This is a genomic window from Streptomyces sp. NPDC029151 (assembly GCF_055564315.1).
Genome location: NZ_JBVHWQ010000009.1, coordinates 130,490 through 144,518, shown reverse-complemented (window position 1 = coordinate 144,518; position 14,029 = coordinate 130,490). Strand labels below are relative to the sequence as shown.

Here is a 14,029-nt window from a genome sequence, read left to right as displayed (position 1 = left end):
GGTGGATGCGAGAGCGGCCCTGGCACGCCGCGCCGACCGATTGGTGGGGGGGGCGAGGGAACCCCAGGGGGCTGTACTTGGGGGAGGCATGCCGAGGAGGGCCGGTGACCATCGTCACCGGCCCTCCTCGGCATGCCTTTGTTATGTTCGGAGGGAACCCGACGAGACGCGCCGTACCGGGCCGAAGGCAAAGACGACGCACCCCGGAAGAAGAGTCGTCGCGTCTCGGAGGTGCCTGTCATGGCCTGGGTTCTGCTCGTCGTCGCCGGTCTGCTGGAGGTCGGCTGGTCGATCGGGATGAAGTACAGCGAGGGTTTCACCCGTCTCGTCCCCAGCGTGTTCACCGGTGCCGGCATCGTGGCCAGCATGGTCCTGCTGTCGTACGCGGCGAGGTCGCTGCCGATCGGTACGGCGTACGGCGTGTGGGTGGGCATCGGCGCGGCCGGTGCGGCGGTGCTCGGCATGGTGGTGCTCGGTGAGCCGGTCACCGCCGCCCGGATCTTCTTCGTGTGTCTGCTGCTGGTCGCCGTGGTGGGGCTGAAGGCGACCAGCGGCCACTGACGGCGGCGGGGACGCCGCCGGGGTCGGCGGTGGGTCAGGTGCCGGGGAATCCTCCGGAGCCCGTGTCGGTGCCGGTGGTTCCGCCGCCTCCGTCCGCGGTGGTGCCGCCGCCGGTCGTCGGCCCCCCGCCGGTGGTACCGCCGTCCGGTGTCCCGCCGCCGGTGGTGTTTCCCCCGGCGCTCGTCGTGTCCCCGCCGGTGGTGGCGCCCCCGTCGGTCGTCGTGTCGCCGCCGGTGGTGCCGCCCCCGTCGGTGGTGGCGCCGCCGTTGGTCGGGGTGCTCGTGGTGCCGCCGTCGGTCGGGGTGGCGGTCGCGCCGCCGTCGGTCGGGGTGGCGGTGGCGCCGCCGTCGGTCGTGCCGCCGTCGGTGCCCGGCTGGGCGCTGCTGGTGGCGGGGGGCTCCTGGACCACGTCGGCGCCCTGCTCCAGCTGGAGGTCGAAGTCGCTGACCGGCTTGCCCTTCAGCGCGTTCCGCGTGTACTGCGCCCAGATCTGGGTGGGCGGGCCGCCGCCGTTCATGCGGGCCTGGCCGAGCGCCCCGTACAGCGGCTGCTGCTTGGCCGTCACGGGGTCCTGGCCCATGACGGAGACCACCGTGGCCAGGTCGGGGGTGTAGCCGGCGAACCAGGCGGCCTTGTCGCTCTCGGCGGTACCGGTCTTGCCGGCCGCCGGACGGCCCGCGGCCTGCGCGGCGGTGGCGGTGCCGCTCTGCACCACGCTCTGCAGGACCGAGGTGGTCGTGTCGGCGGCCTCGCGGCTGACGGCCTGCTTGACCGGCTCGTCGGGCAGCTTGACCTCCTCGGTGCCCTCCTTGGTGATCTTCTCGACCAGGGTGTACGTGCCGTGCTTGCCGTGGTTGGCGAGCGTGGCGTAGGCCTCCGCCATGTCCAGGACGCTGGCGGTGGCGGTGCCGAGGGCGATGGACGGGTACGGCTGGAGGTCCGGGGTGTCGGAGGGGACACCGAGGTCGATCGCGGTCTGCTTGACCTTGGCGGGGCCGACGTCGACGGCCATCTGCGCGTACACGGAGTTCACCGAGAGGTCGGTGGCCTTGCGGACGGTGATCGGGCCGTACGACCGCTGGTCCTCGTTCTCGGGGGCGTAGGCGCCGCCGGTCCAGCCCTGGACGGGGCGCTGGTTGGTGCCGTCGTAGACGGTGTTCGGGGTGATGGTGCGGCCGTCCTGGGTGGTGGACCCGTTCTGTACGGCGGAGGTGAACACGAACGGCTTGAACGTGGAGCCGACCTGGAAGTCGCCGCGGGTGGCGCCGTTGGTGTACTGCTTCACGTAGTCGATGCCGCCGTACATCGCCACGACCTTGCCGGTCCTGGGATCGACGGAGGCGCCGCCGGCGCGGACGTAGGTGTCGGCCTTGCGGTTCTTCTTGTCCAGCTTGGAGATCAGCTGGTCGTCGACCGCCTTGACGAAGGCGTCCTGCCTGTTCTTCTGGATGGTGGTGGTGATGCGGTAGCCGCCGGCGGCGAGGTGGTCGGCGTCGATGATGTTGTTGGTGGTCAGGTAGTGCTTGACCGCCTCCACCAGGTAGCCGCGCTGGCCGGACAGGCCGGTGGAGATCGTCTGCTCCTTCGGCATGGGGAACTTCATGCCGGCGCGCTTCGACTCGCTGAGCCAGCCCTTGGTGACCATGCCGTCGAGGACGTAGTTCCAGCGGGCGACGGCGGCCTTCCTGTTCTCCGGGTGCGCCACGACGTCGTACTCGCTGGGCGCGTTGACGAGCGCGGCGAGGTAGGCGGCGCGGGCCGGGTCGAGGTCGGCGGCGTCCCTGCCGTAGTAGGCCTGGGCTGCGGCCTGGATGCCGTAGGCGTTGCGGCCGAAGTAGCTGGTGTTGAGGTAGCCCTCCAGGATCTCGTCCTTGGACTTGTTCTGGTCGAGCTTGATCGAGATGAAGAACTCCTTGGCCTTGCGGGTGACCGTCTGTTCCTGGGCCAGGTAGTAGTTCTTCACGTACTGCTGGGTGATCGTCGAGCCGGACTGCTTGCCCTTGCCGGTCGCGGTGTTCCAGCCGGCGCGGACCATGGCCTTGAGGTCGACTGCGGACTCGGAGTAGAAGTCGCGGTCCTCGGCGGCCAGTACGGCGTGCTGGGCGTCCTTGGAGACCTGGGCGAGGCTGACGTTCTCGCGGTTGACCTTGCCGTCGCGGGCGAGCTGGGAGCCGTCGGCGTAGAGGTAGACGTTGCTCTGCTTGGTCGCGAAGGCGTTGGCGGGCGGGATCTTCACCAGGGAGTACCCGAGGAAGAACAGCCCGATGACCAGCAGTACGCCGACGAAGAGGGTGCCGAGCACCATCCGCCACGTCGGGATGATCCGCCGCCACCCGGTCCGCTTGGGCCGCTTGCCCTTCTTGCTCTTGGCCTTGCCGTTCCCCTTGTCTGCGGGGGTGCCGGCGTCGGCTGCGGCGAGGACGGTGGTGTTGTCCTCGGGGGAAGTGGTGGAGGGGGTGGCGGGGGCGGAGGGCGACGAGGCGGCGGCGCCGGGCGTGGCGCCGGTCTTGGCGGCCTGGGTACCGGCGGCGCCGGCCGCACGGGCGGCACGCGCCGCGCGGGCGGCGGCCGGGGAGGAACCGGCGGCACCGGCGCCGGCGGCATCGGCAGCGGAACCGGCGGCACCGGCGGCGGAAGCGGACGCGGCGGACTGGGCGCCGGCGCCTGCGGCTCCGGCGGCGCCGGCCGCACGGGCGGCACGCGCTGCGCGGGCGGCGGCCGGGGAGGAGCCGGCAGCACCGGCACCGGCACCCGCGCCGGCAGCGGAACCGGCACCGGTCCGGGGGGCACGGTTTTCCCCGCCGGGGCGGGGGACGGTGGGGCGGGGGGTGCTGCCGGAGGCGTCCGGCTTCGCACTGGCGGCACCGGGGGCGCCGGGCTCACCCTCGCGGGGCGCGTTGACACGCCGGAGCACCTGCGTGGTCTCGGGCGCCTGGGCGGCGTCGCCCGCGTTCCCGGACTTCGGACCCTTGGGCGGGGTGATGCGGCGAAGCACCTGCGTACTCTCGGCCGACGCCTGAGCGGACCCATCCCCGCCACCGGTGTCGGCCGGCTTCCTGCCACCGGGGACCCGGCCTGCGGCGTCCTTGCCGGAGCCGGGAGCAGCGCCGGGAGCCGAACCGGCCCCGGACGCCGGACCAGGCCGGGAAGCCGAGCCGGCCCCCGACGCCGATCCAGGCCGGGAAGCCGAGCCGGCCCCCGACGCCGATCCAGGCCGGGAAGGCGAACCGGCCCCCGACGCCGGACCGGGCCGGGAAGCCGAACCGGCAGCCGGCGCCGGACCGGGCCGGGAAGCCGAACCGGCAGCCGACGCCGGGCCGCGGCCGGGCGTCGAGGCGTCACCGGAGGTCGCGCCCGCGCCGGTGCCCTTGGGTTCCGTCCGCTCCGTCCGGGCGCCGTGGGCCGCCTGGCGGGCCCGCGCCATGGAGGCCGTCCGGTCCGGGGCGCCGGTGCCGGCCGCGCCGGAGCCGTCCCGGGACGCCGAGTCGGCCCGGCCGATGTCGGGCCGGGGTGCCGAGTCGGCCCGGCCGGTGTCGGACCGGGACGCCGAAGCCGCCCGGCCGGTGTCCGTCCGGGGCGCCCGGTCCGTGTCGCGGTCGGGCTCGCCCGGGGCGCTCGCCCGGGTGCCCTCGGCTCCGGCGCCTCGCGTGCCCCCGGCGGTGCGCCCGGCGCCCGGGGCGGGCTCGGGTCCGCCGGCGTTCTGCGGCTTCCCGCTTCCTCCGGGGCGCCCGGCGGGGCCGGCGGGCCTGTCGGATGCGGCCCCCTGGGCAGGGGGGTCGGCGGGGTCTGGTGTCGGGCTGTGCGGCTTGCGGCCCCCCGGGGTCCCGGGCCCCTCAGCCGGCAGCGGCCTCTTCGGTGCCACGCCGTCGTTCGGCTGCTGCGGCTGCGGCTCGTCGCTCATGTCGTGCACGGACTCCTGTTTTCAGCGTCGTACGTTCCCGTACGCCTCGTACGCTTCTGCGCTCCCCCTGCTTGAAGACTCTCGCACCTGGCGTTCCGTTCCCGGATTCCGGCACGCTTCCGGCAGAAAACGCGTGGCCGGCCGCCAGGCCTCCGGACTAGGCTCCTGCGCTTCGGTGTCGAGCAGTCCGAGGAGGTCGACTGGCGTGGGCGCTGGACGGTTGTACGCGGCCGTCGCGGCAGGGGGGTTCCGACGGTACGCGACCTATCGGGCCGCCACTGCGGCAGGGGTGTTCACGAACACCGTCTTCGGTCTCATCCTCGTCTACACGTACCGCGCGCTGTGGGACGAGAGGCCCCGCCTCGGGGGGTACGACCAGGGGCAGGCCGTCACCTATGTCTGGCTGGGGCAGGCTTTTCTGTCGTCCCTCGCGATCGGGGGCGGCGGCGTCGAGGACGAGTTGATGGAGCGCATTCGTACGGGGGACGTGGCGGTCGACCTGTACCGGCCCGTCGATCTGCAGGCGTGGTGGCTGGCGGCGGACGTCGGCCGGGCGTCGTTCCAGCTGCTGGGGCGGGGGGTCGTACCGTTCCTGTTCGGTGCGCTCTTCTTCCCGGCGTACCTGCCGGCCGACGCCGGCACCTGGGTGGCCTTCCTGATCGCCGTCGTCCTCGCCATGCTGGTCGGCTTCGGCATCCGCTACCTGGTCGCGCTGAGCGCGTTCTGGCTGCTGGACGGCACGGGGGTGGCGCAGATGGCGTGGCTGCTGGGGTTCTTCTGCTCGGGGATGCTGCTGCCCCTGAACGTGTTCCCGGGCGCGCTGGGCGAGGTCGTGCGGGCGCTGCCGTGGTCGTCGTTGCTGCAGGCGCCGGCGGACGTCCTGCTGGGGCGGGCGGATCCGTTGCCCACCTATCTCTTCCAGGCCGCGTGGGCGGTGGTGCTGCTGGGTGCCGGGCGGCTGGTGCAGTCGGCGGCGACGCGCCGGGTGGTGGTGCAGGGTGGCTGAGGGGTGGGTGGGGCGGACGGCGGAGGGGGTGCGGGCGTACCGGCTGGTCGCGGGGATGTGGATGCGGTCCACGATGGCGTACCGCGCGTCGTTCGCGATGACGACGTTCGGGAACTTCGCGGCGACCTTCCTGGACTTCGTCGCGATCATGCTGATGTTCTCCCGGGTGGACGCGCTGGGCGGCTGGCCGCTGCCGGAGGTGGCGTTCCTGTACGGGCTGTCGGCGACCTCCTTCGGGCTCGCGGACCTGGTGATCGGGTCGATGGACCGGCTGGGGCGGCGGGTCAGGGACGGCACGCTGGACACGCTGCTGGTGCGGCCGGCGCCGGTGCTGGCGCAGATGGCGGCCGACCGGTTCGCGCTGCGCAGGCTGGGCCGGGTGACGCAGGGCGGGCTGGTCCTGGGCTGGGCGCTGACGCGGGTGGACATCGGCTGGACGGCGGACCGGCTGCTGCTGATGCCGGTGATGGTGGTGAGCGGCTGCGGGATCTTCTGCGCGGTGTTCGTGGCGGGCGCGGCGTTCCAGTTCCTGGCGCAGGACGCCGCCGAGGTGCAGAACGCGTTCACGTACGGGGGTACGACGCTGTTGCAGTATCCGCCGACGGTGTTCGCGAAGGAGCTGGTGCGCGGGGTGACGTTCGTGCTGCCGCTGGCCTTCGTCAACTGGCTGCCCGCGTGCTACGTGCTGGGGCGGCCGTACCCGCTGGGGCTGCCGGGGTGGACGGCGTTCACGCCCCCGCTGGTGGCCGTGGCCTGTTGTGCGCTCGCGGGGCTGGCCTGGCGGGCGGGACTTCGTTCGTACCGCAGCACAGGGAGCTGAGACGTGGCCGATGCCGTCGCGGGGGATGGGTTCATCTCCCTGGAGAGGGTCGAGAAGGTCTTCGAGGTGCGCCGGAAGACCGGGTTCCTGAAGCGGGAGCGGCGCGAGGTGCGGGCGGTGGACGCGCTGTCGTTCACCGTGGCGCGCGGGGAGATGGTCGGGTACATCGGGCCGAACGGCGCCGGGAAGTCGACCACGATCAAGATGCTGACCGGGATCCTGACGCCGAGCGCCGGGCGGCTGCGGGTGGCGGGCATCGATCCGGCGCGGGAGCGGTCGCGGCTGGCGCACCGGATCGGGGTGGTGTTCGGCCAGCGGACCACGCTGTGGTGGGACCTGCCGCTGATCGACTCCTACCGGCTGGCGCACCGCATGTACCGCATCCCGGACGCCCGTTACCGGGAGAACCTGGACCGGCTGGTGGAACTGCTGGAGCTGGGCGCCCTGTTGGACGTGCCGGTGCGGCAGTTGTCGCTGGGGCAGCGGATGCGCGGGGACATCGCGGCGGCGCTGCTGCACGATCCGGACGTGCTGTACCTGGACGAGCCGACGATCGGTCTGGACGTGGTGTCGAAGGCGAAGGTGCGGGAGTTCCTCAGGGAGGTGAACGCCGAGCGGGGTACGACGGTGCTGCTGACCACGCACGACCTGCAGGACATCGAGCAGTTGTGCTCCCGGGTGATGGTGATCGACCACGGGCGGCTGGTGTACGACGGCCCGCTCGCGGGGTTGCACGAGGCCGGGGAGAGCGAGCGGACGCTGGTGGTGGACCTGGAGCGGGAGCTGCCGCCGGTGGAGGTGCCGTCGGCGCGGGTGGTGCGGGTGGAGGGGCCGCGGCAGTGGCTGGCGTTCCCGGCGGGGCAGTCGGCGGCGCCGCTCGTCGCGCATCTGGCGGCCCGGTATCCGCTGGTGGACCTGTCGGTGCGGGAGCCGGACATCGAGGCCGTCATCGCCAGGATGTACGCGGAGAAGGCGGTCTCGTAGGCTGCTGTCATGAGCGACGACGCAGTCCCGGACCTCCGGGCGTCCGACGCCGACCGGGACCGGGTCGCCGAGGTCCTGCGGGACGCCCTGGCCGAGGGGCGGCTGGACATGGCGGAGTTCGAGGAGCGGCTGGAGTCGGCGTACCGGGCGCGGACGTACGGGGAGCTGGCTCCGCTGACCCGTGATCTGCCGGCGGCGGGTGCGGCCCCGCGTGTCTCCTTCGCGAAGGAGCCCGCGGTGAGCGGGGACTGGGCGGGCCGCATCACCGGGGGCGGGGGGTCCTCGACGGGCGCGGTGGCCGTCTTGTCCGGTTTTGAACGCAAGGGTCGCTGGACGGTGCCGAAGCGGTTCTCCTGCTTCACGTTCATGGGCGGCGGTGAACTGGACCTGCGGGAGGCGGACTTCGCCGACCACGAGGTGGAGATCCACTGTGTGGCGGTCATGGGCGGGATGCAGGTGACCGTCCCGCCGGGTGTCGAGGTCGTCGTCCGCGGCATCGGTGTGATGGGTGCCTTCGAGCACCCCAGGGAGGACGGCCCACCGGAGCCGGGCGCCCCCGCGTGGTCGTCACCGGTTTCGCGTTCTGGGGCAGAGTGGGCGTGGAGCGCAAGCCGCCCCGGGTGAAACGCGGCCTGAAGCGGCGCGGGACGGTCTAGCGGCCCCTGCGGCGTGCGCCGGCGTGCGGCTCCCGGGTGGGCGGCGGTGTGCCGTGTGCTTCCACGGCGTGCACGCCTACGACGTGCACACCTTCGTCAGCTCCCCCGCCGCGTCCGTCACCGGGCTCACGTCGGGTGTCTCGTCGCCGTTCCTGATGGCCGTCCGGACGTTGCCGACGGCCTTGTTCAGGTCGTCCACGGCCTTGTTGACGTCGGCGTCGTCGGTCTTGTCGCCGATCTGGCGCAGGCTCTTGTCGATGGAGTCGAGTGAGGCGTCGGCCTGGGAGGGGTCGTTGGCGGCGTTCTCCACGGCCTGCTGGAGGTCGGTGACGTTGTCGGCGATGGCGTCGGCGGTCTGCACGCAGTCCAGCGCCTTGCCGACGGCGTCGCAGCCGGTGGTGAGGCCGGCGGTGAGCGCGGCGGTCGCTAGGGCGGCGGCGATGGCGGTGAGCCTGCCTCGGCGTCGGCTGGCGGCCATGGTGGGTTCCCTCCCCTGGTACGGCTGGCCGGGCGCACGGCGGTGAGCCGTACGCCCGTATCCAGAGGGACGCCGGAGGGACCCGGCGGGTTGCCCGGGCCTTGAAGCTTTCTTTACGCGCGCGTGCCCGCGAGCGCCGCCTGCTGGAGCGCGGCCAGGTCGGCGCAGCCGGTTACGGCGAGGTCGAGCAGGGCGTTGAGTTCGTCGCGGGCGAAGGGCTCGGCCTCGGCGGTGCCCTGGACCTCGACGAAGCGGCCGTCGCCGGTGCAGACGACGTTCATGTCGGTCTCGGCGCGCACGTCCTCCTCGTAGCAGAGGTCGAGCAGCGGGACGCCGCCGACGATGCCGACCGAGACCGCGCTCACCGTTCCGGTCAGCGGCCGGCGGCCGGCCTTGATCAGCTTCTTGCCCTGGGCCCAGGCGACGGCGTCGGCGAGGGCGACGTAGGCGCCGGTGATGGCCGCGGTGCGGGTGCCGCCGTCGGCCTGGAGGACGTCGCAGTCGAGGACGATGGTGTTCTCGCCGAGCGCCTTGTAGTCGATGACGGCGCGCAGGGAGCGGCCGATGAGCCGGGAGATCTCGTGGGTGCGGCCGCCGATCCTGCCCTTGACGGACTCGCGGTCGCCGCGGGTGTTGGTGGCGCGGGGCAGCATGGCGTACTCCGCGGTGACCCAGCCCTCGCCGCTGCCCTTGCGCCAGCGCGGGACGCCCTCGGTGACGGAGGCGGTGCAGAAGACCTTGGTGTCGCCGAAGGAGACGAGGACGGAGCCCTCGGCGTGCTTGCTCCATCCCCGTTCGATGGTGACCGGGCGGAGCTGTTCGGGAGTACGGCCGTCGATGCGAGACATGCGGACGAGCCTAGCCGTCCATGCGGAAGGGGCTCCTCCCGCATGGGGAAGAGCCCCTGTTCCGGTGAGCCGGCCGGCTCACATCATGTCTTCGATCTCCGCGGCGATCGGGTCGGCGTCGGTGCCGATGACGACCTGGACGGCGGTGCCCATCCTGACGACGCCGTGGGCGCCGGCGGCCTTCAGGGCGGTCTCGTCGACCAGCTCGGGGTCGGACACCTCGGTGCGCAGCCGGGTGATGCAGCCCTCGATCTCCTCGATGTTGTCGATACCGCCGAGGCCGGCGACGATCTTCTCAGCCTTGCTGGCCATGTTCCTTCTCCCTGCTCCGAACCGCTTTGTCGCAGTAACCCACAGTTGGCCCATCTTCGCGAGCGGTCATGCCGTCCGTGCCGGATGATGGCGATCACGACAGCGGAACCGTCCGTCGACTGGTCTACACCACCGTGGGGAAGGTCGCCAAACCCATGAGTGCCAACAGCGCGGCACGTCCGGCGAGGGCCCGCTGGGACAGCGTGTTCCAGGGCATGCAGAAGATGGGGCGCAGCCTCCAGCTGCCCATCGCGGTCCTGCCGGCCGCGGGCATCCTGAACCGGCTGGGACAGCCCGACGTGTTCGGCGAGGACGGCCTGGGCTGGACGAACGTCTCCAGGGTGATGGGCGGGGCGGGCGGCGCGCTGCTCGACGGGCAGCTGGGGCTGCCGCTGCTGTTCTGCGTGGGCGTCGCGATCGGGATGGCGAAGAAGGCCGACGGGTCGACGGCGCTCGCGGCGGTGGCGGGTTTCCTCGTCTACTACGGCGTCCTGCGCCAGTTCCCGCGAGAGTGCCCGGCGGGCGCGAAGGCGGTGCTCACGGGCTGCCGGGCGGCGAACGGCACGGTGTCCGCGTTCACCTACCAGAACCCGGGCGTCTTCGGCGGCATCGTCCTGGGGCTGCTGGCCGCCTTCTTCTGGGCCCGCTACCACCGCACACGGCTGGTCGACTGGCTGGGCTTCTTCAACGGGCGCCGGCTGGTGCCGGTCGTCATGGCCTTCGTCGCGATCCTGTTCGCGGTGGTGTGCCTGTTCGTCTGGCCGCCGGTCGGAGCCGCGCTGGAGGGCTTCGGCGGCTGGCTCAGGGACGCGGGCGCCTGGGGCGCGGGCGTCTTCGGGGTGGCCAACCGCGCGCTGCTCGTCGTCGGCCTGCACCAGTTCCTGAACGTGCCCGTCTGGTTCCAGTTCGGCAGCTGGACCAAGCCGGACGGCACGGTGGTGCACGGCGACATCAACATGTTCCTCCAGGGCGACCCGCACGCCGGCCAGTTCACCTCGGGCTTCTTCCCCATCATGATGTTCGCGCTGCCCGCCGCCGCGCTGGCCATCACGCACTGCGCCCGGCCGGAGCGCCGCAAGGAGGTCGGCGGTCTGATGCTGTCGGTCGCGCTGACGTCGTTCGTCACCGGCATCACCGAGCCGCTCGAATACTCCTTCATGTTCATCGCGCCCGCGCTGTACGCGGTGCACGCGCTGCTCACGGGCGCCTCGATGGCGGTGACCTGGGCGCTCGGCTCGCACGACGGCTTCAGCTTCTCCGCGGGCCTGATCGACTACGTCATCAACTGGCGCCTGGCGACCAGGCCCTGGCTGATCATCCCGATCGGGCTGTGCTTCGCGGCCCTGTACTACGCCGTCTTCCGCTTCGCCATCACGAGGTTCGGCCTGAGGACACCGGGGCGCGAGCCGGCGGACGAGGTGGAGGACGTCACCAAGGTCTGAGATCCGCGAGGTCCGACGGCGTCCGGCCCGGCGCGGCGGGGCGCACAGCGCGTAGTGCCGTGGTAGCGGATTCGCGGGTTCCTTATGCCGCCTTCATCGTGCTACAACAGGTCTACACCACTGCTGGTGTAGACCAGAGACGCTGCCGTCCCTTCCTTGGTTCCGGGCGGCGCCTTGCCCGATGGAGGAACTTGTGACCACGGCCAGCGCCGCTCCCGCGGCCGAGAAGAAGAAGGGCGCCGGGGCGATGGCTGTGCTCCAGCGCATCGGCCGCAGCCTGATGCTGCCGGTCGCCGTGCTGCCCGCCGCCGCCCTCCTGGTGCGCCTGGGCAACACCGACATGCTGGGCCGCCCGTCCTTCCCGGCCTTCCTCACGAAGATAGCGTCGTTCATGGCGGCCGGCGGCAACGCCATCCTCGACAACATGGCGCTGCTGTTCGCGGTGGGCATCGCGATCGGCTTCGCGAAGAAGTCGGACGGCTCCACGGCCCTCGCCGCGGTCGTCGGCTACCTGGTCTTCAAGAACGTGCTCGGCACGTTCACCGACAAGAACCTGCCGAAGATCGCGACCGTCGTCGACGGCAAGGTCGTCATGCAGAACGCCCCGGTGGACGCGAAGGTCCTCGGCGGTGTGGTGATGGGCATCGTCGTGGCCCTGCTGTACCAGCGCTTCTACCGCACCAAGCTGCCCGACTGGGCGGGCTTCTTCGGCGGCCGCCGGCTCGTCCCGATCCTGTCGGCCTTCGCCGGCCTGGTCCTCGGCATCGTCTTCGGCTACATCTGGCCGGTCCTCGGCACCGGTCTGCACAACTTCGGCGAGTGGCTGGTGAAGTCGGGCGCGGTCGGCGCGGGCATCTTCGGTGTCGCCAACCGTGCGCTGATCCCGATCGGCATGCACCACCTGCTCAACTCGTTCCCGTGGTTCCAGGCGGGCGAGTACCACGGCAAGAGCGGCGACATCGCGCGCTTCCTGGCCGGCGACCCGCACGCGGGCCAGTTCATGACCGGCTTCTTCCCGATCATGATGTTCGCCCTGCCGGCCGCGTGCCTGGCGATCGTGCACTGCGCCCGGCCCGAGCGCCGCAAGGTCGTCGGCGGCATGATGTTCTCGCTGGCGCTGACGTCCTTCGTCACCGGTGTCACCGAGCCCATCGAGTTCACGTTCATGTTCATCGCGCCGGTCCTGTACGCGATCCACGCGGTCCTCACCGGTGTCTCGATGGCGCTGACCTGGTCGCTGGGCATGAAGGACGGTTTCGGCTTCTCGGCGGGCGCGGTCGACTTCGGTCTGAACCTGGGCATCGCGAGCAATCCGTGGGGCCTGGTCCTGGTCGGCCTGTGCTTCGCGGCGGTCTACTACGTGGTCTTCCGCTTCGCGATCACCAGGTTCAACCTGCCGACCCCGGGCCGCGAGTCCGACGAGGAACTGGCGGAACTGCAGAAGGCCGAGGCCAAGTAACGCCAAGCGGCAAGGCCGGGCCGCAGGCGGCGACGAGGGCCCCGGAACCGACGAGGTTCCGGGGCCCTTTCGCGCGTGCCCGGAGTCAGATCGCGTACGTCACCCGTGGCGCGGCCAGCTCGACCGGCCCGTCGAACACCTCGCGCGCGTCCCGCAGGTTGACCTGGGCGTCGGTCCACGGCGGGATGTGGGTGAGGACCAGCCGCCGGGCGCCCGCGCGCGCGGCCGTCTCCCCCGCCTCGCGGCCGGTGAGGTGCAGGTCGGGGATGGTCTCCTTGCCGTGCGTGAACGCCGCCTCGCACAGGAACAGGTCGGTGTCCCGGGCCAGCGCGTCCAGCGCCTCGCTGACGCCCGTGTCGCCGGAGTACGTCAGGGACTTCCCGCCGTGCTCGATCCGGATGCCATAGGCCTCGACGGGGTGGCGGACCCGCTCGGTGTGCACGGTGAAGGGGCCGATCTCGAAGGTGGACGGCTTGACCGTGTGGAAGTCGAAGACCTCGCTCATGGAGGAGGCGGAGGGGGTGTCCGCGTAGGCCGTGGTCAGGCGGTGTTCGGTGCCCTCGGGTCCGTAGACCGGGATGGGGTCGCACCGGCCGCCCTCGTGGCGGTAGTAGCGCGCGACGAAGTACGCGCACATGTCGATGCAGTGATCGGCGTGCAGATGGCTGAGGAAGATCGCGTCGAGGTCGTAGAGACCGCAGTGGCGCTGCAGCTCGCCAAGGGCGCCGTTGCCCATGTCGAGGAGCAGCCGGAAGCCGTCGGCCTCGAGGAGGTAGCTCGAACAGGCCGATTCCGCGGACGGGAACGACCCCGAGCAGCCGACGACGGTGAGCTTCATGAAGCAGAAACCTCCGTTGGCGGGAAAGCGATGGTCGGGACGAGGAACCACTCGGGAAGGAGGGCTGGCGGGGGTCGTGCGGTGCGTCGAGCGTAAGGCGCGAAAGCACGGGTCGCTCCTCCGCCAGGGGCCGTTGTGGGGGAACTCACCTGTGCTGTCACCGGTTCGGCTGGACGTGGGGCGCACCAGGATCGGCAGAGGGCGCGCGATGTACGGCGCGCGCCGGTAACGTCGTCGTATGGACACGTCCTGGTGGCTGGCCCTCGCCGCGGTGGTGCTGCTCGCGCTGGTCGCCACGCTGGTCGACGGCTGGGGCCGCGGGCGCCGGCCCGGCGGACGACGCCTGCGGCCCCCGGCCCGTCCGGGCCCGCGGACGGGCCACGCCGTACGGCCGTCCCCCGGGGACATCTGGTGGGCGGACGTCCCTTACGAGGACCGGCCCGGGGCGAAGGACCGGCCCTGCCTGGTGCTGGCCGTGCGCGGGAACCGGGCCACGGTCGCGAAGATCACCAGCAAGTACCACGACGAGCGCTGCGGCGTGATCCCGCTGCCGCCGGGCGCGGTCGGCGACGCCCAGGGCCGGCCCAGCTTCCTGGAGACCGACGAGCTGCGCGAGGTGCCGGTGAGCGGCTTCCGCCGCCGGGTCGGCGTGGTCGATCCGGTCCTGTGGGACCAGGTGAGACACCTCGCGGGCTAGGGCCTCCCTTTCGGATCAGGCCGGCTC

The 14,029-nt window shown here is 72.1% G+C and carries 12 protein-coding genes, 1 pseudogene and 1 riboswitch; of the genes and pseudogenes, 8 read left to right on the top strand and 5 right to left on the bottom strand.

The window, feature by feature from the left end; genetic code table 11:
* Positions 1–130 precede the first annotated feature (130 nt).
* Positions 131–203, top strand: a riboswitch (guanidine-III (ykkC-III) riboswitch).
* A 37-nt stretch (positions 204–240) separates the two neighbouring features.
* Complete coding sequence (locus ACZ4VF_RS29700) at positions 241–561, top strand: DMT family transporter (RefSeq protein WP_467929812.1); 321 nt, start codon at positions 241–243, stop codon at positions 559–561.
* 34 nt (positions 562–595) lie between these two features.
* Here ACZ4VF_RS29700 and ACZ4VF_RS29695 read toward each other — a convergent pair whose 3' ends face one another.
* Complete coding sequence (locus ACZ4VF_RS29695; protein WP_467929811.1) at positions 596–3,556, bottom strand: transglycosylase domain-containing protein; 2,961 nt, start codon at positions 3,554–3,556, stop codon at positions 596–598.
* A gap of 1,111 nt (positions 3,557–4,667) precedes the next feature.
* On the opposite strand from ACZ4VF_RS29695, the gene ACZ4VF_RS29690 reads away from it, so the two are divergent.
* The 4 genes and pseudogenes from ACZ4VF_RS29690 to ACZ4VF_RS29675 form a co-directional block, all read left to right on the top strand.
* Positions 4,668–5,468 carry an ABC transporter permease gene (locus ACZ4VF_RS29690; RefSeq protein ID WP_467929809.1) on the top strand — a complete coding sequence of 267 codons (801 nt, stop codon included), beginning with the start codon at positions 4,668–4,670 and terminating at the stop codon, positions 5,466–5,468.
* The gene (locus ACZ4VF_RS29685; protein ID WP_467929808.1) at positions 5,461–6,288 is read left to right on the top strand and encodes an ABC transporter permease; all 828 of its coding nucleotides are present in this window, start codon (positions 5,461–5,463) and stop codon (positions 6,286–6,288) included. Before ACZ4VF_RS29690 ends, ACZ4VF_RS29685 begins: the two co-directional genes overlap by 8 nt.
* Positions 6,289–6,291: 3 nt before the next feature.
* On the top strand, positions 6,292–7,272 hold the full coding sequence (locus ACZ4VF_RS29680; protein WP_467929807.1) for an ABC transporter ATP-binding protein: 981 nt from the start codon (positions 6,292–6,294) through the stop codon (positions 7,270–7,272).
* Between the two features lie 9 nt (positions 7,273–7,281).
* Positions 7,282–7,901 (top strand): annotated as a pseudogene (locus ACZ4VF_RS29675) (DUF1707 SHOCT-like domain-containing protein); the annotation flags it as partial.
* 103 nt (positions 7,902–8,004) lie between these two features.
* On the opposite strand, the gene ACZ4VF_RS29670 reads toward ACZ4VF_RS29675, so the two are convergent.
* The 3 genes from ACZ4VF_RS29670 to ACZ4VF_RS29660 all read right to left on the bottom strand — a co-directional run bounded on the left by ACZ4VF_RS29670 (position 8,005) and on the right by ACZ4VF_RS29660 (position 9,566).
* Positions 8,005–8,406 carry a prefoldin domain-containing protein gene (locus tag ACZ4VF_RS29670; protein ID WP_467929806.1) on the bottom strand — a complete coding sequence of 134 codons (402 nt, stop codon included), beginning with the start codon at positions 8,404–8,406 and terminating at the stop codon, positions 8,005–8,007.
* A gap of 113 nt (positions 8,407–8,519) precedes the next feature.
* A complete protein-coding gene (gene rph, locus ACZ4VF_RS29665; RefSeq protein WP_467929804.1) occupies positions 8,520–9,254 on the bottom strand; it encodes a ribonuclease PH in 735 nt (244 codons plus the stop codon).
* A 78-nt stretch (positions 9,255–9,332) separates the two neighbouring features.
* A complete protein-coding gene (locus tag ACZ4VF_RS29660; protein ID WP_467929803.1) occupies positions 9,333–9,566 on the bottom strand; it encodes a PTS sugar transporter subunit IIB in 234 nt (77 codons plus the stop codon).
* 155 nt (positions 9,567–9,721) lie between these two features.
* Between ACZ4VF_RS29660 and ACZ4VF_RS29655 the strand changes: the two genes are divergently transcribed.
* Entirely contained in the window at positions 9,722–11,008 is a 1,287-nt protein-coding gene (locus tag ACZ4VF_RS29655) for a PTS transporter subunit EIIC (RefSeq protein ID WP_467929802.1), read from the top strand.
* Between the two features lie 193 nt (positions 11,009–11,201).
* The gene (locus ACZ4VF_RS29650; RefSeq protein ID WP_467929800.1) at positions 11,202–12,467 is read left to right on the top strand and encodes a PTS transporter subunit EIIC; all 1,266 of its coding nucleotides are present in this window, start codon (positions 11,202–11,204) and stop codon (positions 12,465–12,467) included.
* An 85-nt stretch (positions 12,468–12,552) separates the two neighbouring features.
* Here the strand turns inward: ACZ4VF_RS29650 and ACZ4VF_RS29645 are convergent, their stop codons facing one another.
* Positions 12,553–13,305 carry an MBL fold metallo-hydrolase gene (locus tag ACZ4VF_RS29645; RefSeq protein WP_467929799.1) on the bottom strand — a complete coding sequence of 251 codons (753 nt, stop codon included), beginning with the start codon at positions 13,303–13,305 and terminating at the stop codon, positions 12,553–12,555.
* Positions 13,306–13,543: 238 nt separating this feature from the next.
* Between ACZ4VF_RS29645 and ACZ4VF_RS29640 the strand changes: the two genes are divergently transcribed.
* Positions 13,544–14,002 (top strand): type II toxin-antitoxin system PemK/MazF family toxin, encoded by a 459-nt coding sequence (locus ACZ4VF_RS29640; protein ID WP_467929798.1) that lies wholly within the window; start codon positions 13,544–13,546, stop codon positions 14,000–14,002.
* Positions 14,003–14,029: the final 27 nt, after the last annotated feature.